The sequence below is a fragment of the Helicobacter felis ATCC 49179 genome, from assembly GCF_000200595.1.
GTDB lineage: Bacteria > Campylobacterota > Campylobacteria > Campylobacterales > Helicobacteraceae > Helicobacter > Helicobacter felis.
This window is the reverse complement of sequence record NC_014810.2, coordinates 724780-750264: the sequence shown is the minus strand read 5'-3', so window position 1 is coordinate 750264 and position 25485 is coordinate 724780. Positions and strand designations below refer to the sequence as shown.

General features: G+C 45.2%; 23 protein-coding genes and 1 tRNA gene. 12 read left to right on the top strand and 12 right to left on the bottom strand.

The genetic code is table 11. From position 1 onward, the window contains the following. Positions 1-68: 68 nt before the first annotated feature. The 7 genes from HFELIS_RS03790 to kdsA all read right to left on the bottom strand — a co-directional run bounded on the left by HFELIS_RS03790 (position 69) and on the right by kdsA (position 6494). The gene (locus HFELIS_RS03790; protein WP_231844196.1) at positions 69-1025 is read right to left on the bottom strand and encodes a metallophosphoesterase; all 957 of its coding nucleotides are present in this window, start codon (positions 1023-1025) and stop codon (positions 69-71) included. Between the two features lie 157 nt (positions 1026-1182). Further along, on the bottom strand, positions 1183-1884 hold the full coding sequence (locus tag HFELIS_RS03785) for a hypothetical protein (protein ID WP_013469211.1): 702 nt from the start codon (positions 1882-1884) through the stop codon (positions 1183-1185). Positions 1885-1957: 73 nt separating this feature from the next. Further along, positions 1958-3562, bottom strand: a complete 1605-nt coding sequence (locus HFELIS_RS03780; RefSeq protein WP_013469210.1) for an ABC-F family ATP-binding cassette domain-containing protein — start codon at positions 3560-3562, stop codon at positions 1958-1960. 30 nt (positions 3563-3592) lie between these two features. Further along, positions 3593-4759 (bottom strand): MFS transporter, encoded by a 1167-nt coding sequence (locus HFELIS_RS03775; RefSeq protein WP_013469209.1) that lies wholly within the window; start codon positions 4757-4759, stop codon positions 3593-3595. A 71-nt stretch (positions 4760-4830) separates the two neighbouring features. Further along, positions 4831-5235, bottom strand: coding sequence for a transcription antitermination factor NusB (gene nusB / locus HFELIS_RS03770; protein ID WP_013469208.1), 405 nt, complete (start codon positions 5233-5235; stop codon positions 4831-4833). After that, on the bottom strand, positions 5235-5708 hold the full coding sequence (ribH, locus tag HFELIS_RS03765) for a 6,7-dimethyl-8-ribityllumazine synthase (RefSeq protein WP_013469207.1): 474 nt from the start codon (positions 5706-5708) through the stop codon (positions 5235-5237). The genes nusB and ribH overlap by 1 nt, the downstream gene beginning before the upstream one ends. Before the next feature lie 9 nt (positions 5709-5717). Next, on the bottom strand, positions 5718-6494 hold the full coding sequence (gene kdsA, locus HFELIS_RS03760; RefSeq protein WP_231844212.1) for a 3-deoxy-8-phosphooctulonate synthase: 777 nt from the start codon (positions 6492-6494) through the stop codon (positions 5718-5720). A 122-nt stretch (positions 6495-6616) separates the two neighbouring features. Here kdsA and pyrF point away from each other — a divergent pair, with 122 nt between their 5' ends. Genes pyrF through HFELIS_RS03745 form a run of 3 tightly spaced genes read left to right on the top strand, consistent with a single transcriptional unit; the run spans position 6617 to position 8892 of the window. Then, entirely contained in the window at positions 6617-7318 is a 702-nt protein-coding gene (pyrF, locus tag HFELIS_RS03755) for an orotidine-5'-phosphate decarboxylase (RefSeq protein ID WP_013469205.1), read from the top strand. Then, positions 7302-8120 carry a pantoate--beta-alanine ligase gene (gene panC / locus HFELIS_RS03750; protein WP_013469204.1) on the top strand — a complete coding sequence of 273 codons (819 nt, stop codon included), beginning with the start codon at positions 7302-7304 and terminating at the stop codon, positions 8118-8120. The genes pyrF and panC overlap by 17 nt, the downstream gene beginning before the upstream one ends. Before the next feature lies 1 nt (position 8121). Next, positions 8122-8892: a hypothetical protein gene (locus HFELIS_RS03745; RefSeq protein ID WP_013469203.1), complete on the top strand. Its 771-nt coding sequence runs from the start codon at positions 8122-8124 to the stop codon at positions 8890-8892. Positions 8893-8903: 11 nt separating this feature from the next. On the opposite strand, the gene HFELIS_RS03740 is transcribed toward HFELIS_RS03745, so the two are convergent. After that, positions 8904-9554, bottom strand: a complete 651-nt coding sequence (locus HFELIS_RS03740) for an outer membrane protein (protein ID WP_013469202.1) — start codon at positions 9552-9554, stop codon at positions 8904-8906. A gap of 362 nt (positions 9555-9916) precedes the next feature. Next, a tRNA-Ala gene (locus tag HFELIS_RS03735) sits at positions 9917-9993 on the bottom strand. Between the two features lie 137 nt (positions 9994-10130). On the opposite strand from HFELIS_RS03735, the gene gatA reads away from it, so the two are divergent. The 9 genes from gatA to HFELIS_RS03690 all read left to right on the top strand — a co-directional run bounded on the left by gatA (position 10131) and on the right by HFELIS_RS03690 (position 21857). Continuing rightward, positions 10131-11489 (top strand): Asp-tRNA(Asn)/Glu-tRNA(Gln) amidotransferase subunit GatA, encoded by a 1359-nt coding sequence (gene gatA / locus HFELIS_RS03730; protein WP_269446229.1) that lies wholly within the window; start codon positions 10131-10133, stop codon positions 11487-11489. Positions 11490-11491: 2 nt separating this feature from the next. Further along, complete coding sequence (guaB, locus tag HFELIS_RS03725) at positions 11492-12937, top strand: IMP dehydrogenase (protein WP_013469200.1); 1446 nt, start codon at positions 11492-11494, stop codon at positions 12935-12937. A gap of 9 nt (positions 12938-12946) precedes the next feature. After that, entirely contained in the window at positions 12947-13147 is a 201-nt protein-coding gene (thiS, locus tag HFELIS_RS03720) for a sulfur carrier protein ThiS (protein WP_013469199.1), read from the top strand. After that, the gene (locus HFELIS_RS03715) at positions 13144-13878 is read left to right on the top strand and encodes a hypothetical protein (protein ID WP_041302768.1); all 735 of its coding nucleotides are present in this window, start codon (positions 13144-13146) and stop codon (positions 13876-13878) included. Before thiS ends, HFELIS_RS03715 begins: the two co-directional genes overlap by 4 nt. 44 nt (positions 13879-13922) lie before the next feature. Then, a complete protein-coding gene (locus HFELIS_RS03710; protein ID WP_013469197.1) occupies positions 13923-14861 on the top strand; it encodes a chemotaxis protein in 939 nt (312 codons plus the stop codon). Positions 14862-14922: 61 nt separating this feature from the next. Continuing rightward, a complete protein-coding gene (locus HFELIS_RS03705) occupies positions 14923-17316 on the top strand; it encodes a hybrid sensor histidine kinase/response regulator (protein WP_013469196.1) in 2394 nt (797 codons plus the stop codon). A 9-nt stretch (positions 17317-17325) separates the two neighbouring features. Then, entirely contained in the window at positions 17326-17826 is a 501-nt protein-coding gene (locus tag HFELIS_RS03700) for a chemotaxis protein CheW (RefSeq protein ID WP_013469195.1), read from the top strand. A gap of 44 nt (positions 17827-17870) precedes the next feature. Next, entirely contained in the window at positions 17871-19910 is a 2040-nt protein-coding gene (locus tag HFELIS_RS09490; protein ID WP_013469194.1) for a methyl-accepting chemotaxis protein, read from the top strand. A gap of 12 nt (positions 19911-19922) precedes the next feature. Then, positions 19923-21857 carry a transglycosylase domain-containing protein gene (locus HFELIS_RS03690; protein WP_041303163.1) on the top strand — a complete coding sequence of 645 codons (1935 nt, stop codon included), beginning with the start codon at positions 19923-19925 and terminating at the stop codon, positions 21855-21857. Here HFELIS_RS03690 and HFELIS_RS03685 read toward each other — a convergent pair whose 3' ends face one another. The 3 genes from HFELIS_RS03685 to HFELIS_RS03675 all read right to left on the bottom strand — a co-directional run bounded on the left by HFELIS_RS03685 (position 21858) and on the right by HFELIS_RS03675 (position 25354). Beyond that, on the bottom strand, positions 21858-23294 hold the full coding sequence (locus HFELIS_RS03685; RefSeq protein WP_013469192.1) for a Do family serine endopeptidase: 1437 nt from the start codon (positions 23292-23294) through the stop codon (positions 21858-21860). Positions 23295-23348: 54 nt separating this feature from the next. Continuing rightward, the gene (locus HFELIS_RS03680; protein WP_013469191.1) at positions 23349-24788 is read right to left on the bottom strand and encodes an amino acid permease; all 1440 of its coding nucleotides are present in this window, start codon (positions 24786-24788) and stop codon (positions 23349-23351) included. A gap of 128 nt (positions 24789-24916) precedes the next feature. After that, positions 24917-25354 (bottom strand): hypothetical protein, encoded by a 438-nt coding sequence (locus tag HFELIS_RS03675; protein WP_013469190.1) that lies wholly within the window; start codon positions 25352-25354, stop codon positions 24917-24919. Positions 25355-25485 lie beyond the last annotated feature (131 nt).

Below are 25485 nucleotides of genomic sequence, written 5' to 3'. Positions count from 1 at the left end.
TTTATAATTGAAACAAAATCAAATGCTAGCCAAAAATGAAAGGCGCTGTCAAGAATCTTTACTGAATGTTAAGCTTGATTTTCAGGCTTTAAGTGGATGGACACGATTTCGCTCTTGGTGAAGATACGCACAGGGGGACCCCAAAAGCCACAACCGCTACTCACAATCATTTGGCAATCTTTTAAATGGTAATGCCCATAGATGTATTTTTGATCCAGCCACACCAAGAGGCTAAAGGGGAATATCTGCCCAGCATGGGTATGCCCGCACAAGAGCAAATCGGGTTTTTGTTCCAAATATCTTAGGGATTTGGGTTGGTGGGAGAGTAAAACACTGGGCAGATTGGGGTTGACTTGGGTAAAGATAGTCTTAAAATCGGGTTCAAAACGCTTAAAGCGATACCCTATAAGGTCATTCACCCCCATTAGATTAAGCCCTGCCACTTGAACACTCTCATTTTGTAGCACGCGCAAATGATTCTTTTTAAACACTTCAACAAGCGCATCCACCCCGTGGTAATATTCATGGTTACCCAGCACACAATACACGCCGTATTGAGATTGGATACTTTTAAGCGGGGTTAAATCCTTTTGTACCAACTGAGCCTTTAAATCCGCCAAATCCCCCACAATCACGACGATATCTGGCTGAAGCGCGTTGATACGATCGACAATCTCTTGCAAGTAATCTTTTTTAAGATACGCGCCTATGTGTGCATCGCTGATCATCACAAGGTGGCACGCTTCTTTTAAATTCTTGAGCTTGACGCTGCGCCTTGTGATCACAAGATTAGTGGCATTGTAAAAACCCTTTGCCATAGAGGGAAAGAAAACCCCTAATAGACCTATATCTAAGAGTTTTTTAAGGCTTTGGCGTCTGTGTGTGTCTATGCTTTGAGGAAGTGTTTTAAGCGCGATGAGGTGCAATAATAGCAGGCAGAACAGAATAAAACTTGCGGCCATACTCAGCCCGCCTAGGGCATACAAGAAAGTCTGTAATGTCTCCAAATGGGCAAAAATTTTCATTTGCACGACCCGATAGAGAATGTTTAAACCATACAGACAAATAGGCAGAAAGCGCAAAAAGGGATAGGTAAACTTCCTTAGCCTCATATAGCTAAAGAGATTCATGCAAAAGAAGACAAGAAGAAAAACCAAAGTAAAAGTTCTTATGCTCATACCATCAAGTCCTTTCCCATTCTTCTAAAACCGCTTTAATAGCTTTTTTGATGGGAATTTGTACATCGATGGGCAATTCTTTTAGGCTGGCTCGAATCGCGTCAATTTCTTTAAGTGTTTTGCTTTTTAAAAAAGATTCCCTCTGATTTGTCTCAAGTTTAATCAGAGTATCTAAATCGCTTTGCCCCTCTATAGCCTCGATAATTCCTTTAAAAATTGCCCAAAGGAAACGAAGATACACCACATTTAAAAGAAACAGAATACACAGAAAAAATATAACATCTTCGGTTGGATGCACAGGTGCGCGGCTCGACACAGCAAGCAAAATAAAAAGTCCTAGCAACCACCCACAAGCGCACACCATCCCTAAAATGAAGCGTTTTTGTTGGAAAAGCACCACAAAAGGGAAAAACACGGCCAAGAGAGAGTTTTTAGGGAATTGCTTTAAACCTTTATATTCTTGAGTGGATTGTACCCAAAAAATGATCAGAGTGGCCACAATAGCAAAAGCCAAAAGAGCCATGTCGCTATAGGTTGTGATAAAAATATTTAGCATCAAAATGGGCAAGAAAGCGATGAGCGTGTCTTTTAAACGCCGTTGCAAGACAAAAAATACCCAAGGGCAAATCACTAACGCCACACTCTTCACAAAAACCTCCTGCAAAAGAAAAAGAGTATAAGAAAGGAGTATAGCCAAATTGGGCATCCCCCAAATAAATTACCCTTAATCACCCTTGTGTCGCCCGATACTTGCGCCAAAACAGGTTTACTTGACTTAGTCAATCCCCCTTGCTGTCTAAATACTCCTCATAACTGCCCTTAAAATCTAACACTTTTGCGCCCTTGTTGGTAGGTAGTAGCTCAATGATGCGATTGGCATACGCGCTAATGAGTTCGCGATCGTGACTGACACAAATCACCGCGCCTTCAAATTTATACAGCGCCTCGCCTAAAGCGATGATCGCCTCTAGGTCTAGGTGGTTAGTGGGCTCATCGAGCACCAAGAAATTACCCCGCTCTAGCATGATCTTAGATAAAACCATGCGGTGTTTTTCCCCACCACTCAGCGCGCTCACACTCTTTTCTTGCTCCGCCCCGCTAAAGAGCATGCGCCCTAAAGCATTACGCACCTCGCCACTCTCAATCTTTTTATTGAAGTTAAAAAGCCATTGATACAGACTCTCCTCCCCTTGAATGCTCTCGCTCACATCTTGGGGGAAATAGCCCCTCTGCGTGGTCGCGCCCCATTTGATACTCCCACTATCTGGAGCCAACTCCTCGACCAAGATTTTACACAGCGTGCTCTTGCCTACCCCATTAGGTCCAATGAGGGCGATCTTATCCTTAGGCGCGATTTTAAGACTAACCTTGTTTAACACCACCAAATCCCCATAAGACTTAGAAATCTGGCTACACTCTAGGGCTTCATTCCCAATGGTGCGGTGGGGCTTAAAGACAATGCTAGGATCGCGCCTGCTAGAAACCTCAATGCTTTGGATATCTAGCTTTTCTAATTGCTTTTGACGGCTAGTGGCTTGGCGCGCCTTGCTCGCATTGGCTGAAAAGCGCGCGATAAAGCGTTCTAGCTCCTCTTTTTCCTTGAGTTTTTTATTGCGCTCGGCTTCCTTTTGTTTGGCGATCAAAGTGGAAGCGATATACCAATCATCATAATTTCCGCTAAATTCCCGCAGAGTGTTGAAATCCAAATCTAAAATATGCGTGCAAACAGCGTTTAAAAAGTGGCGATCGTGGCTGATAATTACCATTGTGCCCTCATGGCGTTTCAAGTTTTCTTCTAGCCATGCAATGGCGTTTAAATCTAGGTTGTTAGTGGGTTCATCTAGTAGCAAAATATCAGGCTTAGGGAAAAGCACTTGGGCGAGCAGAATTTTAAATTTATCGCTACTAGGCAGGCTTTGCATTAAGTCATTGTGGCGACTGGCTGGAATCCCCAAATCTTCTAAGATTTTTTCTACCACCACCTCGCACTCATACAGCGGGTCTTCTTGCACGCAGATCATCTCTAGCTCAGCCAAACGGGCATTGACCTTGTCATCGCTCAAATCCGCTTCTGCATAAAGCTTTTCTTTTTCCTTGAGCGCGTCATAGAGAATCTTATTGCCCATTAAAACCGCGTCTTTGAGGCTAAACTCTTCAAAGGCGTATTGATCTTGACCTAAAACCCCCAATCTTAGCCCTGAAACTATACTAATCTCTCCGCTACTGGGTTCAATTTCCCCAGCTAAAATCTTTAAAAAGGTGCTCTTGCCCGCGCCATTTGCCCCAATGAGTCCGTAGCGTTTGTGTGCGTCTAATTTGAGATTGACATTTTCAAAGAGCTTTTTAGTGGCGTAGCGCATGCTAACTTGGGTGGCTTGTAACATGGTGATCCTGTGTTTTTAACTCAAGTATAACTACTTTACATGAAAACTTGCCTTTTTAATGCCAAAACTTAAGATACTCAAGGCACTTAAAGCAAAGAGAGCCGCGCACAGCCCGTTAAAATTGACATTTAAATGCGCCACCAACCCACCAGCTAAAGAGGCAAAGGTGATCCCCACATTAAAAGAAGCCTCATTGAGCGCGATGGTGTCATTTTGGGTATGGGGGGTAAAAATGCGGGCTAAATGGTTGCACAACATTTTAAGCGGGGCGATGCAAGCAAAGCCAAAAAAGCCAAAGCCCATGACATTGGCAATTAAAACCCACTTGGGTAGGTAGTAGCTAAAACTCATCGCGCTCAAGGCTAAAATCTGCATGGTGAGCAAAAAGCTTAAAGAAGCAAAAAAGCCTCTTAAATCTGCTAATTTGCCCCCAAAGAGATTGCCTACTATAGCGGCAATGCCAAAGAATAAATACGCATTGGCAATGCTCACTGGGCTAAAGCCATGTTGTTCTAGGAGCACACGCAAATAAATATAGACCACAAACATCGAGCCACAAGAAAAGGCGGTTACCAAAAAGCCCTGCCACACGGGCGCAAAACCAAAAGCCACCCATAGGTTTTTAAAATTTGCTTGTTTGCTACCAAGTTTAGGCATGACAAATAGAGCGCAGAGGGCGACTAAAAAGCTCACACAGGCAATCAACAAAAAGGGGGCTAAGAGCCCATAATGCTTAGAGACCAAAATGCCTATAGGCACGCCCGTAACTAACGCAATGGTTAGCCCGCTGACCATCAGGCTTAACGCCATGGTGGTTTTGGACTTGGGCGCAACCTTGATACTAATGATAGTAGCGATCACAAAAAAGAGCCCATGCATTAATCCCCCAATAAAGCGCGCCACCAGCGCAACCCAGAGGCTAGAACTAACAAACATGATCGCATTAGAGAGAGAAAAAAGCCCAAGAGTGAAAATGAGCTGGTTTCTGTAATTAAAAGAGGAGATGAGCACGCTCACAATGGGTGCGCCCACCACCACCCCTAAAGCATAAAGCGTGGCTAGATTACCCACTTGGCTATCAGACACCCCATAATACACGCTAAGTTGCGTCAAAATCCCCGAGACAATAAATTCTGCCACCCCCAAGCAAAAGCTAGAAAACGCCAACAATATAATAATACGCAGATAATGCCGCATGCTACACCTTGTAAATGGCACATTCTAGCATGCTTTATTATATCAATATGTGCCGATCTTTTGGCTGTAATTCAGTGGGATTTTTGTTTGCATAGTGCGTCCAAGATCGCGTTGATGAGCTTGGGCGCGTTGTCTTCGCCATAGTTTTTGGAGAGTTCGATCGCCTCGTTGATCACTACTACCGGATTAGTGGGGGTGTGCAAAATTTCATACGCGCCTAAGCGCAAAATCGCACGCTCCATAGAACCTATGCGCGCCAAATCCCAGTCTTTTAAAAGGGGTGTGAGCGCGTTGTCCAAAGATGGTAAATGTTCTAGCGTGCCCTCCAAGAGGTCTAGGGCGAAGCGTTGTTGGGCGTTTTTGATTTTCTTTTGGGTGAAAAAATCCGGCGCACTCTTTAACATGGCTTCGTTCCCACTTTCATAGGCATACAGCAAGCTCACCACCGCCTCTCTAACCTGACTGCGTGTTGCCATTAAATTTGAGGGTAGAGATTAAGCAATTCGATCAAGGTTTGCATCGCCTCAAAGCCCTTATTGCCCGCCTTAGTGCCCGCACGCTCTAAGGCTTGTTCGATGCTATCAGTGGTAAGCAGTCCAAAACTCACGGGCAAGCCGTATTTTAAGGTGGTGTTGGCAATGCCCTTAGTGGCCTCCGCGCTCACATAGTCAAAATGTGGGGTTGCTCCTCTAATCACTGCTCCTAATACACACACTCCATCATAATTTTTAGAGCACAAGAGTCTGTCCAACACAAAGGGCAGTTCATAAGCCCCGGGGACTCTGACCACGCTCAAATGCGCTAAATTGCCCCCATGCCGTTTGAAATTATCTAGCGCACCCTCTACTAAGCGATCGCTCACCAAATGGTTAAAACGCGAAGCCAAAATCGCGACCTTTTCCTCCCCCTTAAGGCATAACTTGCCCTCAATATTTTTAAATTCCGCCATTGTAATCCTTTAGTGATGTTGTAGGCACGCTTGCAAGGTCAGTAAATCCTCCACTAGGGGGGCTAATTGTGCGGTGGGGATCATATTAGGCCCATCGCTCAAGGCGTTTTCTGGGCTCAAATGCGTTTCCATAAAAAAGCCATCTACGCCCACGGCTGCGCTTGCGCGCGCCAAACAAGGCACAAAAGAGCTATCTCCTCCGCTCTTGCCCTGCGCGCCCCCGGGCATCTGCACGCTATGAGTGGCATCAAAGATCACGGGCGCAAAAGCGCGCATGATAACTAGAGAGCGCATATCCACCACCAAATTCCCATACCCAAAACTCGCCCCCCGCTCGCATAAATAAATCCCATGTTCTAAACAGGCTTCATAGTTGGGGGTTTTGTAGGCTTGCTTGGCGCGGGTGTTCAAAGCCTTAAGCGCGCTATATTGCATGTCTTTGGGGTGCATAAACTGCCCTTTTTTGATATTAAGGGTGCGTTTAGTCTTAGCGGCTGCCACAATCAAATCGGTTTGACGGCATAAAAACGCTGGGATTTGCAAAACATCCACCACCTCAGCCACCGCCCCAGCCTGCGTGCTCTCGTGGATGTCGGTTAAGAGTTTGTAGCCAAATTTACTCTTAATGTGATCGAGCATCTCTAAGCCCTTTTGCAAACCCGGACCGCGATAACTCTCTAAACTGGTACGATTTGCCTTATCAAAACTGGCTTTAAAGTAAAAATCAATGCGCGGGTCATCTGCTAGAGGTTTTAAAGCTTGGGCGATAGATTCTAGGGTGGGCATATCTTCAATCACGCAAGGACCGGTAATCAGCACGCATTTAGGGATTGACAAACTCTTATCCTTAAGTTGTATAATGGCGCATTGTAATTAGTTTTTGCTGAAAAAACCACAAGGAAATATGTATGCAACTCTGTTTGGCGCTGGATTTGAGCGAAAAAAAGGCGTGTTTAGATTTATTAGCACAACTTCGGGGCTTAGAACTTTGGATCAAATTAGGTTTAAGGGGTTTTGTGCGTGAAGGTCCTCAATTCGTGCAAGAAATCCAAAACATGGGCTTTAAGGTGTTCCTAGATTTGAAATTGCATGACATCAACTACACCATGCAGGAAGCCGCGCTAGAATGCGCTAAATTGGGTGTAGAGATGATCACCTTGCACGCGAGCGCAGGAGAGAGCGCGTTGAAAAGCGTGGTGGAAAAAATGCGCGCTTTGAGCCGTGCGCCCTTGCTCATGGGGGTTACTATTCTAACTAGCCTAGACTCACAAGAGGTGGAGCAAGTCTATCACGCCCCCTTGCAGACTCAAGCCCTGCACTTGGCACAACTTTGTTTTAAAAGCGGGCTAGATGGGGTGGTCTGCTCGGTGTTAGAGAGTCTAGCCATCAAGCAAGCCACCAAAGCAGACTTTTTAACCTTGACCCCGGGCATTCGCCCCAATTTGCAAGATAGCCAAGATCAAAAGCGTGTGGGCACCATTCAAGACGCCTTACAAGCGAGGGCGGATTTTATCGTGGTGGGCCGTCCCATTTACAACCACCCCAAACCGGCAGAGTTTGTAGCCCAAATTTTAGAACAAATAGGAGGTTTGCATGCAAGTATGCACTAAGGCTAGCCAACTTGCCTCCTTTTGGGGGCAAAAAATCGGCTTTGTGCCTACGATGGGCGCACTGCACCCCGGGCATGCTAGCTTGATTGAGCAAGCCAGAGCGCAAAATGATGTGGTGGTGGTGTCTATCTTTGTCAATCCGACCCAGTTTGGCCCCAATGAGGATTACCAAGCCTACCCTAGAACTCTGCAAGCAGATTTAAAGCTTTGCGAGAGTTTGGGCGTAGATGTGCTCTTTACTCCAGACTCCGCACAAATTTACCCCTTTGGTGTGCCAGAGAGAATCACCCTCCAACCTCCCGCCTCTCTGTTAGGCTTTGAGGCAGATATGCGCCCTAAGCATTTTGATGGGGTGTTGCAGGTGGTGCTCAAACTCTTTAATCTCGTGCGCCCTAAACGGGCGTATTTTGGGCAAAAAGATGCCCAACAACTCCTCATCATCCAACGCATGGTCGCCGATCTCTTTTTAGATATAGAGATTATGCCCTGCCCCATCGTGCGCGATCATGATGGTTTAGCCCTAAGTTCGCGCAATGTGTATTTAAGCTCTGAGGAGCGAGTAAGCGCGCTCAAACTTCCCCAAGCCTTAAACACCATACAAAAGGCGATCGCACGAGGAGAGCGCGATAGCGCGAAACTCATAAATTTAGGCTTAGAAGTGTTGCAAGGGCTCAAGGTGCATTATTTGAGTGTGTGCGATCGCCAGTTAGTCCCTTTAAGTCAAATTGAAGCTAATCAAACTTTGATCTTGGCTGCGGTGCAAGTGGGACGGGTGCGCTTATTAGATAATTTGTGGGTGTGAGATGAAACAGACAGATATAGATATTGTGGTAGAGGTGCTTAAAATCATTGGCGAGCCCATTAGTCCTAATCATATTTATGGCAGAGCGCAAGAGTTGTACAAACAAGGCAAGATCAAACACATGTTTCAATGGGGTGGTAAAACCCCCGAACAAAGCTGTAGCGCAACCATTTATGAGGCCTTAAAAATTCCCGACAAACTCCCCTTTATCAAAGTGCAAGACAAGCCAAAGGTTTTAATCGCCCTCAAAGATTCATCTTTGCTTACGCCTAAACCCGCTCCTAAAGAACAACCCCCCAAAGAGCCTGTCTGTAAAGAACGGGATTTGCACCCGCGTTTAAGCTACATCGCCTACCACCAATGGGGACTTTATACCAAAACCATTTACCATGAGGAGAGTAAAAAGTCTAAAAAGGGTATGGATAAATGGATTTACCCGGACATGGTGGGGGTGTCTTTTGCCTATAAAGACTTTGAATCCCCCAATGTGCGCAGTTTTATTAAAAAGTTTGACACCCTGCCCATTAAGCTAGTGAGCTTTGAGCTTATCGGGGTGATTGTCTTAGACATAGAGCGTATTGAGCAAAGCGCGGTTTTACTGAGTGCTAAAGAAAAAGAAAATTTGGACTACCAAACACTAGCTAAACTAGCCCAGCGCAATGAAAATTTTGACAAATTTCTTAAAAGCGTGGCGGATTTTGAGATCGAAAACCCCCAGCGTTACAAACACGAATTTGATAGCATTCTTAGAGATCTGCCCCCTCTAAACTAGGGGGCGTTGGTTTAGAAGTTGATCACATAGTTAGCAAAGACTCCCACTGTGCGTCTGAGGGTTTGCATGCCATAGTCGCCCTTCTTAGCAAAACCTTCTATGTTTTTGGTTGCTTCAAGCTTGACATAAGGGTCATCAATGGTGGGGATGCGCACACCAAACTCAAAACCTTGATGTTTGGTAAAGTTCATTCTAAAGCCAATGCTAAATAAGAACTGCACATAGGTGGGAGAAAAGGTAGCTTTTGCCCCATCAACATTGTTGTAACCCGCTACGGCTTGTTTAGAAGCTTCGTTCAAAGTTTGGCAGTTGCCATTGTTATCTGTGATTGCGCATTGCCCATCGTATTTAGCTTCACCCATCAGCCATGAGCTCCCTCCAACCATTACACCGACAAAAGCCCCATAAGTGCGATCGGAGTTTTCATAAAAATTATAGAGAAAATCTGCGCCCACGCCATAGAATAAATTTGCAGCCGCCTGATTGACTGTAACAGTCGTATAAAGTGGCTGACTTGTATACGAGCCACTCCCCCCCTGTCCGCTGAAAAAGCCATAATAGCGTAAACCAAAAATCTTACCTCCCCCAAAGAATTGTTTGTAACCTACTTGAATATCCGCACCAAAGAGGTTGCCAGAGAAAGTTGCATATTGTTTTGCCACTTCTGCAAATCCTGCACCCTGTGTTTTTTGACCATACTGAAAATTGGAATACTGAAAACCGCCCTCTATAAATACGCCATTATCTTCTGCGCTTAAGGGGGTGAGAGAGAAAAGTGTAAGAGTGGTGCTTAGAGCGAGCGCGCAGACGCTACGCTTGTGGCTTGTGGCTTGTGGCTTGTGGCTTGTGGCTTATAAGAGACATACGAACCTTTCTGTTTAGTGAAAATAGGCTTAAAATTCTAGCGTACCTCAGCGCACTTGTCAAGAGTTTGTCTTAAAATCTAACAAAAATAAGAGCTTTAGCTAAATTCTTTTAAGCGAATTGATTTTAAAGTGGGGGATTTTTAAAAGAGACGGGGGAATGGTGGAGTGTAGGGGGATCGAACCCCTGACCTCAACGCTGCCAGCGTTGCGCTCTCCCAAACTGAGCTAACACCCCAAAAGTGCGCATTCTAACATGTTTTAGCTAAGATTTCAAGCCCTCATTTATGTAATCCCCGCAAAACCCTATATAAGACCTTATTTGGCTTTCTTAGAGAGTTTTTACCCGGCATTTGTTAGAATAGGGCGAAAATCATCAGGAAGACCATGCTAACTTTAGAAGAAGCCTTAAAGCTTTCCCCCCAAGCCTTAGAGGAATACAAACAGGAATTAGCCCAAAATGTGCAAGAAAAATCTGAGTTAAACGCCTATGTCAGCGCGCCTAAGTCTAGCGGTGCGGGCGCGCCCATTCTCATTAAAGATAATATCAATGTGCAGGGTTGGGAGGTCACTTGCGGTAGCAAGATTTTAAAGGGTTATATCGCTCCTTATAACGCAACTGCTATCGACCGCCTGCACCAACATGGCATGTGTGCCTTTGGACTGGCCAATATGGACGAGTTTGCGATGGGGAGCACGAGCGAGTCTAGCTGTTATGGTCCGGTTAAAAACCCTAGAGACACTAATCGCGTGCCCGGAGGCAGTTCTGGGGGCTGTGCGAGCGCAGTAGCGGGGGGAGTTGCTATTGCAGCACTGGGGAGTGATACGGGAGGCTCGATCAGACAGCCGGCTAGTTATTGTGGGTGCGTGGGACTCAAGCCCACTTATGGGAGGGTGAGTCGCTATGGTTTGGTGGCCTATAGCTCTAGTTTGGATCAAATTGGGCCCCTTACCCAAAATGTGCGCGATTGCGCGCTTTTGTTCGATGCTATCAGCGGACACGATCCTAAAGATTCTACTAGCGTAGCCCTAGAGCCTAGCCAAACTTTTAAACATCTCAACCCTAAGCGGGCTTTGCGTGTGGGGGTCTTAGAAGAGTCTTTAAAAGACGCTAGTATTGAGGTGCAAAAGGCTTATGCAGATAGCCTACACACCCTAGAGAAGATGGGGCATACTTTGGTGTCTCAGCGCATGGGCGATCACAAGCACCACATCGCTGCATATTATATTCTGAGCACCGCAGAGGCTTGTTCGAATTTGGCTCGCTTTGATGGGGTGCGTTATGGGAATCGCCTAGAGGGCAAAAACCTTAAAGAACTCTATGTAAAAACCCGTTCACAAGGGTTTGGGGCTGAGGTCAAGAGGCGCATTATGCTAGGGAATTTTGTTTTAAGCAGTGGGTATTACGAGGCTTATTACCTCAAGGCGCAAAAGGCGCGCGCCCATATTGTGCGCGAGTATAAAAAACTCTTTGAGAGCGCGGATGTGATCTTTACTCCCGTAGCTCCCTCAATCGCCCCTGAGTTTAACGCGCACGCCACCCCACTAGAAATGTATTTGAGCGATATCTACACCGTGGGGGTGAATTTAGCCGGCTTGCCTGCGATCTCTTTGCCTGTGGCCTATCATGGAAAATTGCCTATTGGCATGCAATTTATCGGGCCCGCTTTTGAGGAACAGCAAATTTTAGATGTGGCTTATGGTTTAGAAGAAATCTTAGAGTTGAAAGGATAGGTATGCAGCTTTTAAAAACGGCCCTTACTTTTGAGGATGTCTTATTAGTGCCCGCCCATTCGGAAGTTTTGCCCAAAGAAGTGAGTTTGGCTTCTAAATTGAGTAAAAATATTGGCTTGAATATCCCCTTTGTGAGCGCGGCGATGGACACGGTTACCGAGTTTGACACCGCGATCGCGATGGCGCGCTTGGGAGGCATGGGCATTATCCATAAGAATATGGATGTTGAAGCGCAGGTCCAGCAAGTACTCAAGGTTAAAAAAAGTGAGAGCGGGGTGATTCATGATCCTATTTACATCCACGCAGAGGCTTCATTGGGCGAGGCTAAGGCGATTGCGGACAACTACAAGATTTCGGGTGTGCCCGTGATCGATGCGCATGGGATTCTCATTGGGATTTTGACCAATCGCGATATGCGTTTTGAAACCGATTGGAGTAAAAAAGTGGGCGCGGTGATGACCAAGCCCCCTTTAGTAACTGCTCCGGTAGGTGTGAGTTTAGAGCAAGCCCAAGCCATCATGCACCAGCACAAGATCGAAAAACTTCCCCTAGTGGACGAGCACAATGTGCTAAAGGGTCTGATCACCATTAAAGACATCCAAAAGCGTATCGAATACCCCCATGCCAACAAGGACGCTTTTGGGCGTTTGCGCGTAGGGGCGGCCATTGGGGCTAACCAACTCGATCGCGCGCGCGCTTTGGTCAAAGCGGGGGTAGATGCGTTGGTTTTAGACAGCGCGCACGGGCACTCACGCAATATTTTAAGCACCCTCGAGGAGATTAAAAAGGAGCTTGAAGTTGATGTTGTGGTGGGCAATGTGGTAACCGCACAAGCCACTAAAGACCTCATTAGTGCAGGAGCAGATGGGGTTAAGGTGGGCATTGGTCCAGGGAGCATTTGCACAACCCGTATTGTGGCTGGGGTGGGTATGCCCCAAATTAGTGCGATTGATGAATGCTACCAAGAGGCCAAAAAGCATGATGTCCCCGTGATTGCCGATGGGGGGATTAGGTATTCTGGAGATGTGGCTAAGGCGTTGGCAGTGGGTGCGTCCTGTGTGATGGTGGGGAGTTTGATTGCTGGCACACAAGAATCCCCGGGGGATACCCTCATCTATCAAGGTAGGCAGTATAAGAGCTATAGAGGGATGGGTAGTATCGGGGCGATGAGTAGAGGGAGCTCGGATCGTTACTTCCAAGAGGGGTTAGCCTCAGAAAAACTTGTGCCAGAGGGCATTGAGGGGCGTGTGCCCTATCGGGGCAAAATTGCGGACATTCTCTACCAGCTTGTGGGGGGTTTGCGCGCTTCTATGGGCTATTTGGGCGCGCCTGATATCCCCACATTCACCCAAAACGCCCAATTTGTGCAGATCACAGCTGCAGGCTTGAAAGAGTCCCATGTACACGATGTGGACATCACCAAAGAAGCCCCCAATTACCACACCTAAAGGAAAACCATGCACTTAATTATCAATGGGGAATTGAAACATTTTGACGAGGCTTTGAGTGTCCAAACCCTTATAGAAACTTTGGGCATTGATGGGCGAGTCTGTGCGATCGCGCGTAATAGCGTGGTGGTTAAAAAGGAGGACTGGGCGCATACCCAGCTCCAAGACAACGACCGCCTAGAATGCTTGCAATTTATGGGGGGAGGGTGAGTGCCTCTTTTCCCTCTCTATCTAGCGATGCGATCTTCATTGCGGACGCGCACCACAAACAAGATAGCTCCACTTTTCCCCTCCTTCTAGATCAACTCTTAGACAAGCCCCCTAGTCAAGTGTTTTTGATGGGGGATATCTTCCATATTCTAGTGGGCAAGGTGGCTAGCAGTGTGCGCCCCCATCAAGTCATCTTAGAGAAAATCCAAACCCTCAGCCATGTGAGCGAGGTTTTTTACTTTGAGGGCAATCACGATCTAGGCTTGCATGCCCTCCCTTTCTTCCAACGCGTGCGCGTTTATTCTAGGGCACAACAACCCGCCTTTTTTCTTTGGAAAAATCGCCTCTTTGCCCTAGCGCATGGCGATCTCTTTGTGGGGTGGGGGTATGAGTTCTATATCTCTTCACTAAGGCGTTTTGGGAATGTTTTAGGCTATTTGGATCGGGCATTTTCTAGTTTATACCCTGCCCTACAAAAACGCATTGATGCCAAGCGCATTAAAACTTTGGAGTTCAACCAAATAGAGTTAGCACATTTTGCCCAAAGGCGTTTAAACCTGTACCGTGCGCACGCGCAAAAAAATAGTGCGGATTTGGGGGGTGTGATTGAGGGGCATTTTCATCTTGGAGAGTATTACCAAAATCCACACACGCAAGAATGTTATTGGGGATTGCCTAGTTTTTATTGTAGTCGCCTAGCCCCCACTCTCAAGGTCATGTCTAAAAACTAGCGAAATTAGGGTAAAATTTAGCCAAGAACACTATAGGGTATGGCATGACCGAGCAAAGTCTGGATACAGCGTTAAATTTAGGCGAAATCGAATTGGTAGATTTCCGCATTTTTGGCTTGCAGGGGGATCAGCCTTACGAGGGTATTTATGGAATCAATGTCTCTAAAGTGCAAGAGATTATCATGATGCCTGAAATCTTTGAATTTCCCACGCATTTAGATTATGTCGTAGGGGTTTTTGATCTGCGCTCTGTGGTGATGCCTCTGATCGATCTTTCTATTTGGTTAGGGATTGTCGAAGATAGCGCGCGCATTGAGGAAAAAGTCGTGGTGATCACGGAGTTTAGCAATGTAAAGATGGGCTTTATTGTGCACGAGGCCAAGCGTATTCGGCGCATTAGTTGGAGTGATGTCAGGCCTGCTGTTTTTAGTGCACATAGCAATGCGGGCAAGGATCGCATCACGGGTACAACTAAAATTGAGGGGGATCAGACCCTCTTGATTTTAGACTTAGAGAGTGTGCTCAACGATTTTGAGTTACATGTTGAACATAGCTCAAGAGACACTCTCAAAAAGCAACACGCTAAGAAATTTGAAGGCACGGCGTTATTTTTAGATGATAGCCGCGCAGCGCGCAAGATTATTAAAAATACCTTAGTGCAATTAGGTTTTGAAGTGGTGGAGGCCGTAGATGGGGAGGACGGATTAGCCAAGTTAGAGCAGCTGTATAAACAGCATGGGGAAAACTTAAGCCGTGTGCTCAAGCTCATCGTATCCGATGTGGAAATGCCCAAAATGGATGGCTACAATTTTTATTCTAAAATTCAAGATGATGCGCGTTTTGCCAATATTCCCGTGTTGTTCAATTCTTCTATTTGTGATGACTACAGCGCACAGAAGGCCTTAGATTTAGGGGTGAGGGGCTACTTGGTGAAATTTGATGCCAATCGTTTTGCTGAGGAAGTAGCTAAAATTCTAGGATAAGCTAAATCAAGTATAATTTGCTACAGGTGTACGATCATATATTTTAAGAAAAGGTGCTTATATGGATGATATGCGCGAGATCATGGAGGATTTTTTAGTAGAAGCCTTTGAAATGAACGAGCAACTTGACCAAGACTTGGTAGAGTTAGAGCACACACCCCATGATTTGGATTTGCTCAATCGCATTTTTAGGGTGGCGCACACTATCAAGGGTTCAAGTTCTTTCCTTAACCTAGATACGCTCACCCATTTAACCCACAATATGGAAGATGTGCTCAACCGCGCCCGCAAGAACGAACTACAAATCACCCCCGATGTGATGGATGTGGTTTTGCGCTCGGTGGATATGATGAAAACCTTGCTGGTTACCATCCGCAATACCGGATCAGATGCCAATGCGGGCTTGGATATTTCAGGCATTGTTAAGGAATTGCAAGCCATCGCACAGGGCAATCCTGAAGGCGCGGAAGCAAGCACACCAGAAGCAACACCTCCTCCCCAAGAAAACACCGATCAAGAATCTACCCCCACCCCAGAGACACAAACCCCAACCTCTCCTACAGACGCTACTCCAAGCACAGATAACCCCCTAGCAAGCGAACCAGAGGTTGATTACGCCAACATGAGTCCTCAAGAGGTGGAACAAGAAATCGAACGCTTGTTAAAAATCCGTCAAGAGGCAGACAAAGCACGCCGTGCGCAGAAAAAAGAGGAGCTTGCTAAAAATCCTCCCCCTCCCCCTCCTAAAGAAGCCCCCAAAGCCCCTCCCAAAAACGCAGCCCCTAAATCCACTAAGGGTAAGGAACAAGATAAATCTGTGGCTTTGGGTGTGGAACAGACCGTGCGCGTGGATGTGCGCCGTTTGGATCACCTGATGAACCTCATCGGAGAGTTGGTGCTAGGTAAAAACCGCCTGATTCGTATTTATGGAGATGTGGAGGAGCGTTACGATGGGGAAAAGTTCTTAGAAGAATTAAACCAAGTGGTGTCTTCTATTTCAGCAGTAACCACAGATTTACAGCTTGCCGTGATGAAAACGCGCATGCAACCCATCGGCAAAGTCTTTAATAAATTCCCCCGCATGGTGCGCGATCTCAGCCGTGAGCTGGGTAAAAGTATCGATTTAGTCATCGATGGGGAAGAAACCGAACTAGATAAATCCATTGTAGAAGAAATTGGCGATCCACTGATTCATATTATCCGCAACTCCTGCGATCACGGCATTGAAAAGCCTGAAGATCGCAAGATGCTAGGCAAACCTGAAACCGGGCGCGTGGAACTCAGTGCTTACAATGAGGGCAACCACATCGTGATTAAGATTACTGATGATGGCGCGGGGCTCGATCCAGAGAAGCTGAAAGAAAAAGCCATTGAAAAAGGCGTGATCACTGAGAGAGATGCCGCTACCATGACAGATAAAGAGGCGTTGAATATCATCTTTAAACCCGGCTTCTCTACGGCCAAGACTTTGAGCAATGTCTCTGGGCGAGGCGTGGGAATGGATGTAGTCAAAACTAATATTGAAAAACTCAATGGGATTATTGAGCTTGAATCTGAAGTGGGGGTCAAAACCACTCAAAAACTCAAAATTCCTCTCACTCTAGCCATTATCCAAGCCTTGTTAGTGGGCGTGCAAGAGGAATACTACGCGATCCCTCTCTCTTCTGTGTTGGAGACCGTGCGCATTAGCCAAGATGAAATTTATAGCGTGGATGGCAAGAGTGTTTTACGCCTGCGCGATGAGGTGCTCTCTTTAGTACGCCTAGCAGACATCTTTAAGGTGGATGCGATTTTGGAAGCCTCTAAAGAAGTCTATGTGGTAATTATCGGACTAGCTGATCAAAAAATCGGGGTGATTGTGGATTACCTGATCGGGCAAGAAGAGGTGGTGATTAAATCTTTAGGTTACTATCTTAAAAGCACTAAGGGGATTGCTGGGGCTACGGTGTGTGGAGATGGCAAGATCACTTTGATCGTGGATGTGGGCACGATGATGGAGATGGCTAAAAATGTCAAGGTGAATGTGAATCATCTCATCGACCAAGCGCATAGCTCCAATGCCAAAAATGCGCCTAGTGATTATGTCATCTTAGCCATCGATGATAGCAGCACAGATCGGGCTATGATGCGCAAGTCTTTAAAGCCTTTAGGAGTTACTGTGATTGAGGCGACTAATGGGCTAGAGGGTTTAGAGATGGTTAAAAATGCGGACAAAATCCCCGATGCCGTGTTAGTAGATATTGAAATGCCCAAAATGGATGGCTATGCTTTTGCAGCTGAAGTGCGCAAGTATAATAAATTTAAAAATCTGCCACTCATTGCGGTAACTTCTAGGGTTACAAAAACCGATCGTATCCGTGGGGTGGAAAGCGGGATGAGCGAATACATTACCAAGCCCTATAGTCCGGAATACTTGGCCAATGTGGTGAAACGCAGTATTAAATTAGAGAACTAAGGAGAGAGCATGAAAGATGCAATGGCCCTCAAAGAAATCTTTGACAAGCAGAAAAATAAAGACGAGATCAAGACTGAGGATACTGAAGAGATTTTACAATTCATTGGATTTATTATTGGGAGTGAGGAATACGCTATTCCTATTCTTAACATTTTAGAGATTGTCAAACCTATCGGCTACACGCGTGTGCCTGAAACTCCTAATTATGTGTTAGGAGTGTTTAATTTACGAGGCAATGTTTTTCCCCTTATTAGTCTGCGTTTAAAATTTGGCCTGCCTCCTGAAAAGATAAACAAAGACATGCGCTATCTTGTAGTGCGCCATAATGACCAAATCGCCGGTTTTTACATTGATCGCTTGACTGAGGCGATCCGCATTAAACAATCCGACATCGATCCCGTGCCTGAAACTCTTGTCGAAAATAATCAGCTCATTTTTGGAATCGGTAAGCGCGAAGACAAGCTCGTCTCTATTCTTAAAGTTGAAGAAATTCTTAAAAAGGATTTTTGATAGCTTCCTTTTATTTTTGCAGTATCTAATTTTAGGAGATAGCCATGTTAAAACGCGCCAAAATTGGCGTTAAAATTTTATTAGCGGTATGTATTACACTTGCCATTTCTATCGGAGTTTTAGGTTGGATCATCGGTGCAAAAGTCCAAGAAGCTGTTAAGAAGCATTCTATATCCCAACTTGCTGAAGGCACTGCAGAGTCCGCTGCAAGAATACAGCGCGTGGTGAATCGTCTGTTTGTACAGTTTGAAAAATTTAGCGCAACGCTAGCAGAAATCGAACCCACGCAGCCCACACAAGAAAAGAAGCTATCCCAATCAATCCAAAAATTTTTCTCTGAGAGTCCTGATACTAAACGCGTTAGGGTTAGATACCTAGCTACACCTCAAGATACAACAACTATTTACAGAAAGAATTTCACTTTGGAAACACTTAAGGAGGGTGATCTGCAAGATCCAACTCTCGATCGTGTCCTCAAAGATGGAAGCATCCATAAAAGTCCTGTTGCATTTGAAGAAATCGGAGACAACAAGTATTTTGGATTTGAGATTGTCCTTCCTTTAACTAAAAAAGGGCAGTTGGTTGGTGCAGTTGGCATCTTCTTGGATATTAAGAATATTCTTGTCCTTGTGCGGCGCAAGAATAAAGACACTTTTATGTTGCAACAAGATGGAATACTTTTGACAAGTGGTGATGCAGAGATAGATCGCAAGGCGCAAGGACACTTTCTTGCTGATTCTAATCCAGATCCTACCGCGCGTGAACTCCAAGAATTTGTGCGTAGTGGCAAGTCAGGATTGGTAAATTACCACACTATCCGCACCAAACAAGATGTATTTTTAATCGTAAAAAACTTTAAAGTTTGCACAAATATTAAGAATGATAGCTCTGATTTTAAATGGATAATGGCACGCTATATCCTCCAAGAAGATGTCTATAGCATTTCTCGTGAAGTCTACACCATTATCTCCATCGCCTCAATTATCATCATTGTCATCTTTACTGGGATTGTCCTAGTAATGGTGCGCCATTTTGTCGGGCAACCCATTACAGATCTTTCTGAAACATTGAACGCCTTTTTTAATCTGCTCAATCAACGAGATGTGCACACAAAGATCGTCGTCAAACCAGCTGTAAGCTACGATGAAATTGGGATCATGCAACGCTCCATTAATGAAAATATTCTTAAGATTCAAGAGCATGTCGAAGCAGATCTACTATGCATGGAAAATGTTTCTTCCGTTGTGCAATCTATTAAACAGGGAGATTTTAGTCGCGAAATTAATAGCACACCCGCTAGTGCAGATCTTGTCCAGCTCAAGCAGTTTTTCAATGAGATGATTCGCTTTTTGCGTGAGCGTATCGGAATGCATATGCAAAGCATTAATGAAATATTTACTCGTTACCGCGATTTGGATTTCTCGCAAGGTATTGCGCATCCTTCAGGAGAGATGGAATACACCCTAGATGCGCTAGGAGTTGAGATTAAAAGAATGTTGCAGACCTCTTTACAATTTGCTAGCGCTCTAAGTGGCGAGTCTAAGAATTTAAAAGATTGTGTGGGACAACTCAAAGAGAGCGTCAATCAACAAAACCATAGTCTGATCGCCACTTCCCAGTCTATCGCAGAAATCACTGCCAGTATTCAAGAGATTAGTGTGAAGAGTGAGGCGATGATCGCGCAAGGTCAGGATATCCAGCATATTGTAGAAATCATTAAAAACATTGCCGATCAGACAAACTTACTCGCGCTCAATGCCGCCATTGAGGCAGCGCGTGCGGGAGAGCACGGCAGAGGCTTTGCGGTGGTGGCCGATGAAGTGCGCAAATTAGCAGAACGCACTCAAAAATCCTTAGGTGAGATTGAGAGCAATATAGGTGTTTTAGCCCAAAGTATTGGAGATACCAGCGAATCTATCCGCGCCCAAGCGCAAAATGTGGAAAACATCAACACCACTTTAGACGCTTTTAAGGCAGATGTTACGCATAATTTAGAGATTGCGCACACCTCTTTAGAGGTGAGCAATAATATTGATCGCATTTCCTCAGACATCTTGCAAGACGCTAACAAGAAAAAGTTTTAAGGCATGGTACAAATCCTAAGAAAAGTTCTTTGGGTTCTCTTTATTTTACCCGTGCTCATTGGAGGGGTTGTGGGTGGGGGCTATTTGCTCTTTTTATGGGGGGAGGCAGGAGGAGAGGTGCAAAAAATCGTGCACTATAAACCCGATCTAGCGAGCAAGATTTTAGACGCTAAGGGACGCTTAATCGCTAATCTCTACGATCGAGAGTTTCGCATTTACGCCCCATTTGAGGAAATTCCTCCCAAAATGATCGAAGCTTTGCTTGCGGTTGAAGACACTTTATTTTTTGAGCACAATGGAATTAATTTAGACGCTATTATGCGCGCTTTTTTAAAGAATTTACGCCATCAAAAATATAGCGAGGGGGGGAGCACCCTTACCCAACAACTGGTGAAAAATATGCTTCTTACGCGCGAAAAGACTTTGGATCGCAAGATTAAAGAAATGGTGCTTGCGCTCAAACTAGAGCAAAAGATCAGCAAAGAAGCGATCCTAGAGCGTTATTTAAACCAAACTTTTTTTGGGCATGGTTTTTATGGGATAAAAACCGCTAGTTTAGGTTATTTTAAAAAGCCCCTCAAGGCTTTAACTCTCAAAGAAATCGCCATGCTCATGGCACTCCCTAGAGCCCCCTCTTTTTACGATCCTACTAAACATTTAGATTTTTCTCTCACACGGGCTAATAGCATTGTGCGGCGCATGGCCAATTTAGGTTGGATCACCAATCAAGAGATGCAGAGCGCCTTGGCCGAAGTGCCCAAAGTTTATCGCACCACCACGACCCAAAATATCGCCCCCTATGTGGTAGATGAAGTGATGCGCACTTTGGGCTTTTTGCCCGATCTAAAGACAGGGGGCTATACGATTAAGCTCTTTGTGGATTTGGATTATCAGGACTTAGCCCGTCAGGCCCTCATACATGGTTATGAGAGCATTAGCTCTAAATTGCATGAAGAGAGCGATGACACTCTCAATGGCGCGATTGTGGTTACAGATTCTAAGAGTGGACACATTTTAGCGATGGTAGGAGGCGTGGATTATGCTAAAAGTTCTTTTAACCGTGCCACACAGGCTAAACGCCAATTTGGGAGCAGCATTAAACCTTTTATTTATCAAATTGCCTTTGAACATGGGCTCTCAAGCGCATCTTTAATCCCAGATGTGGCGCGCACTTTTAACAGCAGTGCGGCTAGGAATTGGCGGCCTAAGAATTATAATCATAAATTTTCTGGCTTTATCACTCTTAAAAAAGCTCTGACCAATTCTGTCAATCTCGCCACAATCAACCTTGTAGATACGATTGGGTTTGACACCATTTATCAAGGTCTCAATAGTTTTGGATTTGCGGATTTGCCTAAAAATATGTCTATCTCACTGGGCAGTTTTGGAATCTCACCCCTAGAAGCGAGCATGCAATACTCACTATTTTCAAATTATGGCACTCTCTTAGAGCCGGTTTTAATTTCAGAGGTGATCGATGCCCATGGGGAAGCCAAATTACTTCAAATGATTCCCCCTAAAAAAGTGCTTCCCCCAGCTCAAGCCTTTTTAACTCTTTCCATCCTTAAAGAGGTCGTGCAAAGAGGCACGGGCAAGAGGGCGCATGTGCCCGGCATTGAGGTTGCCGGCAAAACGGGCACTTCTAACAACTACATAGATGGGTGGTTTTGTGGGTTTAGCCCTAGCTTGCAAATCATTGTATGGTATGGACGCGATGACAATAGCAGTATTGGGCAGGGAATGGGAGGGGGTAATGTCGCCGCTCCAGTTTTTGCGGACTTTTTAAAGAACGCCTTAAAGCTCAACCCAGCTCTTCCGCGCCATTTCTTCGTTCCAGAAGGCGTGATTAAGCAGAATATTGATGGGGAAACTTATTATGGCACATCTAAAACTCCCATCCAGCAAAACCAACAAACAGAAGAAACCACAGCCCCCCTCCTTTTCTAATTACTTGGCGACAATTTGTTTGTATGTGCCCAAATTAGGATCAAAGACTAAAAAGCGTTTGAGTTGATTTTTGTACTTAATAAGAGCTCGGTTAAAATCTTCCACGTTGCGCACGGCGATCATTTCAATCTGAGTGATCACATCTCCGCGTCTAAACCCAATCTCTTCTGCCTTAGAATTGGATTTGACATCTTCAACAAAGACTCCTTGAATTTCCTCAGGGAGGCGTATGCTTTTACGCATTCTTGGAGTTAAAGTTTGCACTTTGAGGCCACTGAGTTGCCCGCCCGAACTCTCATGGGGCGTTTTTGTTTCTGTTCGATTGGGATTTTTGCGCTCGCTCAAGACAAGACTAATGAGGTGATCTTTTTTGTTGCGGATAAATTTAAGTGTGATGCGTTGGTTGGGACTGAGCGACCCAATAGTGTTGCGCAAATCGGCATCGCTCTTGATCTTCTTGCCATTTACCTCTGTGATCAAATCCCAAATCATCAAACCCGCTTTTTGGGCCGGCGAATCTTTCTCAACGCCCACGACAACCGCGCCCTCTTGGCCATTATAGCTATTAGCCAATTCATTACTCACGCTTTGAACACTTACACCTAAATAGCCCCTATGGATAGTGCCGGTTTTGATGAGCTGGGTTACCGTGCTTTTGACGGTGTTAGAGGGGATCGCAAAACCGATGCCATGGTTACCTCCTGTATTGGAAAGAATGGCCGTATTGATTCCTACAAGTCCGCCACGGCTATCAATGAGCGCGCCTCCTGAATTACCCGGATTAATGGACGCGTCAGTTTGGATAAAGTTTTCGTAATTGTTAATACCAATGCCACTTTTATTCAGAGCTGAGACAATCCCCTGCGTAACCGTTTCACCCACACCAAAGGGATTGCCAATCGCAAAAACCAAGTCGCCCACTAAAATATCGCTACTATTGGTAAATTTAATAAAAGGGAGGCCGGTTTTTTTGATCTTGATGACAGCTAAATCTCCCTCTGCATCTGTGCCTACTAAAGTGGCGATGTATTCTTTATTACTACCGGGCAGAGTTACCGTGATTTTATCTGCCTTATCAATCACATGGTTGTTAGTAACGATATAACCATCAGCAGAAATGATCACCCCACTTCCCAAAGCCCTCTCCACGCGATCCTTAGGGATGGCATTATAAAGGTCGCCAAAAAATTGCTGGAAAAAAGGATCGTTGAACAAGCCTCCACCCACAAAACCACTTTTGATCTTTTTTTGTGTGGAGATATTGACCACAGCCTTAGTCGCTTCTTTGACGGAGGTATTGTAAGAATAAATGGTGTTAGAGCTATTATCTGCACCTATGCGCTTTTGCACTTCTGGCATGTTTTGAATCTGAATATTCCCCCCTCCAACCGCATACAAGCTCGCTACTAACGCTACGCTAATTGCCATCAACCGCATAAAATTCCTTTTGAAATGTGAGTGTAGGGGCGCATTGTATCTAAATTTTGCAAACTAAAGCCCCTGCTGGTGCTGGTAGCCCCATTTGTCTTTAGTGAGATAATAGCCCACATAACAAAAAATAGCATACCCGATTGTTAGATACGCTCCGATGCGCTGTTCAGGGTCCATGTAAGCTCCAATGACCCCGACAATAGACCCACTAATCCCTACTAATTGGATAAGGGGTAAGAAGGGCGCGCGGTAGGGCAACTCGTCTAAAGATTTGCCTGAAGCCACAAACTGCTTTCTAAAATTATATTGTGCCACGCTCACGCTGATCCACACGATGATCACGCTAAAGCTAATGGTATTAATGAGGGCTTGAATAATCTTTTCAGGCGCATATGTTTGAGTGAGCATGCCCAAAAGTGTAAAACCCATGGACAAATACATCGCATAAATAGGCGTGCCCTGCTTGTTGAGTTTGGCAAAGATGGGGGGGAACATTTTCTTTTTGGCCAAACCATAGACCATCCGACTAGAGGCATAGACTCCCGAATTGGCTGTAGAGAGTATGGCAGTGATGATGACAAAGTTCATAATATCGGCCGCATAAGGAATCCCCGTGCCTATGAAAGGTAGAGGGATGCGCTCTAGCGTGCTCACAAAAGGACTTTGTGAAATGCTCGAATCTGTCATGGGCAAAAAAACAGAGATGACAACAACAGAACCTAAAAAGAAAAACACAATCCGCCATAAAGTGGCTTTAATGGCTTTGGGCATCGCTACGCTGGGATCTTTGGCCTCCCCAGCAGCCACGCCTACGATCTCTGTGCCTGTGTAGGCAAAGATCACCGCTAAAATCACCCCAAAGACGGCGTAAATCCCCTTGGGAAAAAATCCAGCTTCTAAACCTTGCGCTGGGTTGGGATGTGCGGTGTAAAAATTCGCCAAAACATGGCCTAATCCATGCAAATAAATTTGATAGGCAATGCCAATCAAACCCAACACAATAAAAATAGCCACGGCCAGCACTTTGATAGAGGCTAGAAAAAACTCCCCCTCAGCAAAAATTTTGACGGAAAAGGCGTTCAGCACAAAAATAAGGGCAATGCAACACATCACCCAATCTTTCACAGGCACATCTGGAAACCAGCGTTTCATCAAGAGGCCTACTGCGATGTATTCCACTGCCACAGTGATGATCCAACCTGCCCAATACATCCAAAAAACCATGTAGCCTGTCGCTGGGCCAATAAAACGCGTAGCATAATCCCCAAAACTCCCCGTGCTAGGATAAACGCTGGCTAGTTCCCCTAAAGAGAGGATAATAGAATAGACAATCACTCCACCTACAATGTAGGCTAGCAGAGTGCCCAGGGGGCCAGCATTGGCGATATTGCCCCCTGTGCCTACAAACAGCCCCGTTCCAATTGTCCCCCCCAAAGCGATCATTAAAACTTGCCGTAATTTGATGTCCCGTTTTAAATGTTCCTGCTGTCCCTCTTTCATAAATTTCCTTTTATACAAAAACCTTTTATTGAAGCGTGCCCGAGCCGTTTTAAATCCGCCTTGATAGGGTATGCCAAGCAAAGAATTTCAGGTAGTGAGGGGGTAAAATTGTGTAGTCCGCACACATGCTAGGCAAACCACATCCATTTAGCACAAATCACAATCCCCACACCCAAAGCTAGTACAAGAGGATGGATAATAGGAGCTAGAGGATTAGCTCGTTTGAAAAACTTACACAGCAAAGAAAAGATCACTAAGGCAAAAATAACACAAGCTAGAGTTACCTTGAGCAAAAGAAACTTTTGAAAGGGGGTTTCTAGCCACCCCTTCTCTCCTCCCACATAATTGCTTAACATCATCCCGCCTGTGAGCAAAAGAAGTAAAACGCAAAGGGGCATAATTTTAATCGCATGCGATCCAATCGCTTCTTCAATGCGATTAGCCAAATCGAGAGGAAAATGCTTTTTGGCCCGTGAGAGAATGACTACATCAAAGAAAAGATAGCCAATAAACACAATCGCACAGAAAAGATGGACCACCAAAACATATGGGTAAAGAGCTTGCATGACAAAACTTTAGCTTAAGATAAAATCAAACACCGATTATATCCTAAAAAATTGGCTAATCTTGATCGCAGTAAAAGATTGTGATATAATAAAAAATACTTTCTTGTAATACTTTACTTAAGGGATAATGG

What these genes read in the sequence shown, in the direction of transcription:
- HFELIS_RS03790 (WP_231844196.1), bottom strand. Translation starts at nt 1,025, where the DNA reads ATGAAAATTTTTGCCCATTTGGAGACATTACAGACTTTCTTGTATGCC.
- HFELIS_RS03785 (WP_013469211.1), bottom strand. Translation starts at nt 1,884, where the DNA reads ATGCCCAATTTGGCTATACTCCTTTCTTATACTCTTTTTCTTTTGCAG.
- HFELIS_RS03780 (WP_013469210.1), bottom strand. Translation starts at nt 3,562, where the DNA reads ATGTTACAAGCCACCCAAGTTAGCATGCGCTACGCCACTAAAAAGCTC.
- HFELIS_RS03775 (WP_013469209.1), bottom strand. Translation starts at nt 4,759, where the DNA reads ATGCGGCATTATCTGCGTATTATTATATTGTTGGCGTTTTCTAGCTTT.
- nusB (WP_013469208.1), bottom strand. Translation starts at nt 5,235, where the DNA reads ATGGCAACACGCAGTCAGGTTAGAGAGGCGGTGGTGAGCTTGCTGTAT.
- ribH (WP_013469207.1), bottom strand. Translation starts at nt 5,708, where the DNA reads ATGGCGGAATTTAAAAATATTGAGGGCAAGTTATGCCTTAAGGGGGAG.
- kdsA (WP_231844212.1), bottom strand. Translation starts at nt 6,494, where the DNA reads ATGCCCACCCTAGAATCTATCGCCCAAGCTTTAAAACCTCTAGCAGAT.
- pyrF (WP_013469205.1), top strand. Translation starts at nt 6,617, where the DNA reads ATGCAACTCTGTTTGGCGCTGGATTTGAGCGAAAAAAAGGCGTGTTTA.
- panC (WP_013469204.1), top strand. Translation starts at nt 7,302, where the DNA reads ATGCAAGTATGCACTAAGGCTAGCCAACTTGCCTCCTTTTGGGGGCAA.
- HFELIS_RS03745 (WP_013469203.1), top strand. Translation starts at nt 8,122, where the DNA reads ATGAAACAGACAGATATAGATATTGTGGTAGAGGTGCTTAAAATCATT.
- guaB (WP_013469200.1), top strand. Translation starts at nt 11,492, where the DNA reads ATGCAGCTTTTAAAAACGGCCCTTACTTTTGAGGATGTCTTATTAGTG.
- thiS (WP_013469199.1), top strand. Translation starts at nt 12,947, where the DNA reads ATGCACTTAATTATCAATGGGGAATTGAAACATTTTGACGAGGCTTTG.
- HFELIS_RS03710 (WP_013469197.1), top strand. Translation starts at nt 13,923, where the DNA reads ATGACCGAGCAAAGTCTGGATACAGCGTTAAATTTAGGCGAAATCGAA.
- HFELIS_RS03705 (WP_013469196.1), top strand. Translation starts at nt 14,923, where the DNA reads ATGGATGATATGCGCGAGATCATGGAGGATTTTTTAGTAGAAGCCTTT.
- HFELIS_RS03700 (WP_013469195.1), top strand. Translation starts at nt 17,326, where the DNA reads ATGAAAGATGCAATGGCCCTCAAAGAAATCTTTGACAAGCAGAAAAAT.
- HFELIS_RS09490 (WP_013469194.1), top strand. Translation starts at nt 17,871, where the DNA reads ATGTTAAAACGCGCCAAAATTGGCGTTAAAATTTTATTAGCGGTATGT.
- HFELIS_RS03685 (WP_013469192.1), bottom strand. Translation starts at nt 23,294, where the DNA reads ATGCGGTTGATGGCAATTAGCGTAGCGTTAGTAGCGAGCTTGTATGCG.
- HFELIS_RS03680 (WP_013469191.1), bottom strand. Translation starts at nt 24,788, where the DNA reads ATGAAAGAGGGACAGCAGGAACATTTAAAACGGGACATCAAATTACGG.
- HFELIS_RS03675 (WP_013469190.1), bottom strand. Translation starts at nt 25,354, where the DNA reads ATGCAAGCTCTTTACCCATATGTTTTGGTGGTCCATCTTTTCTGTGCG.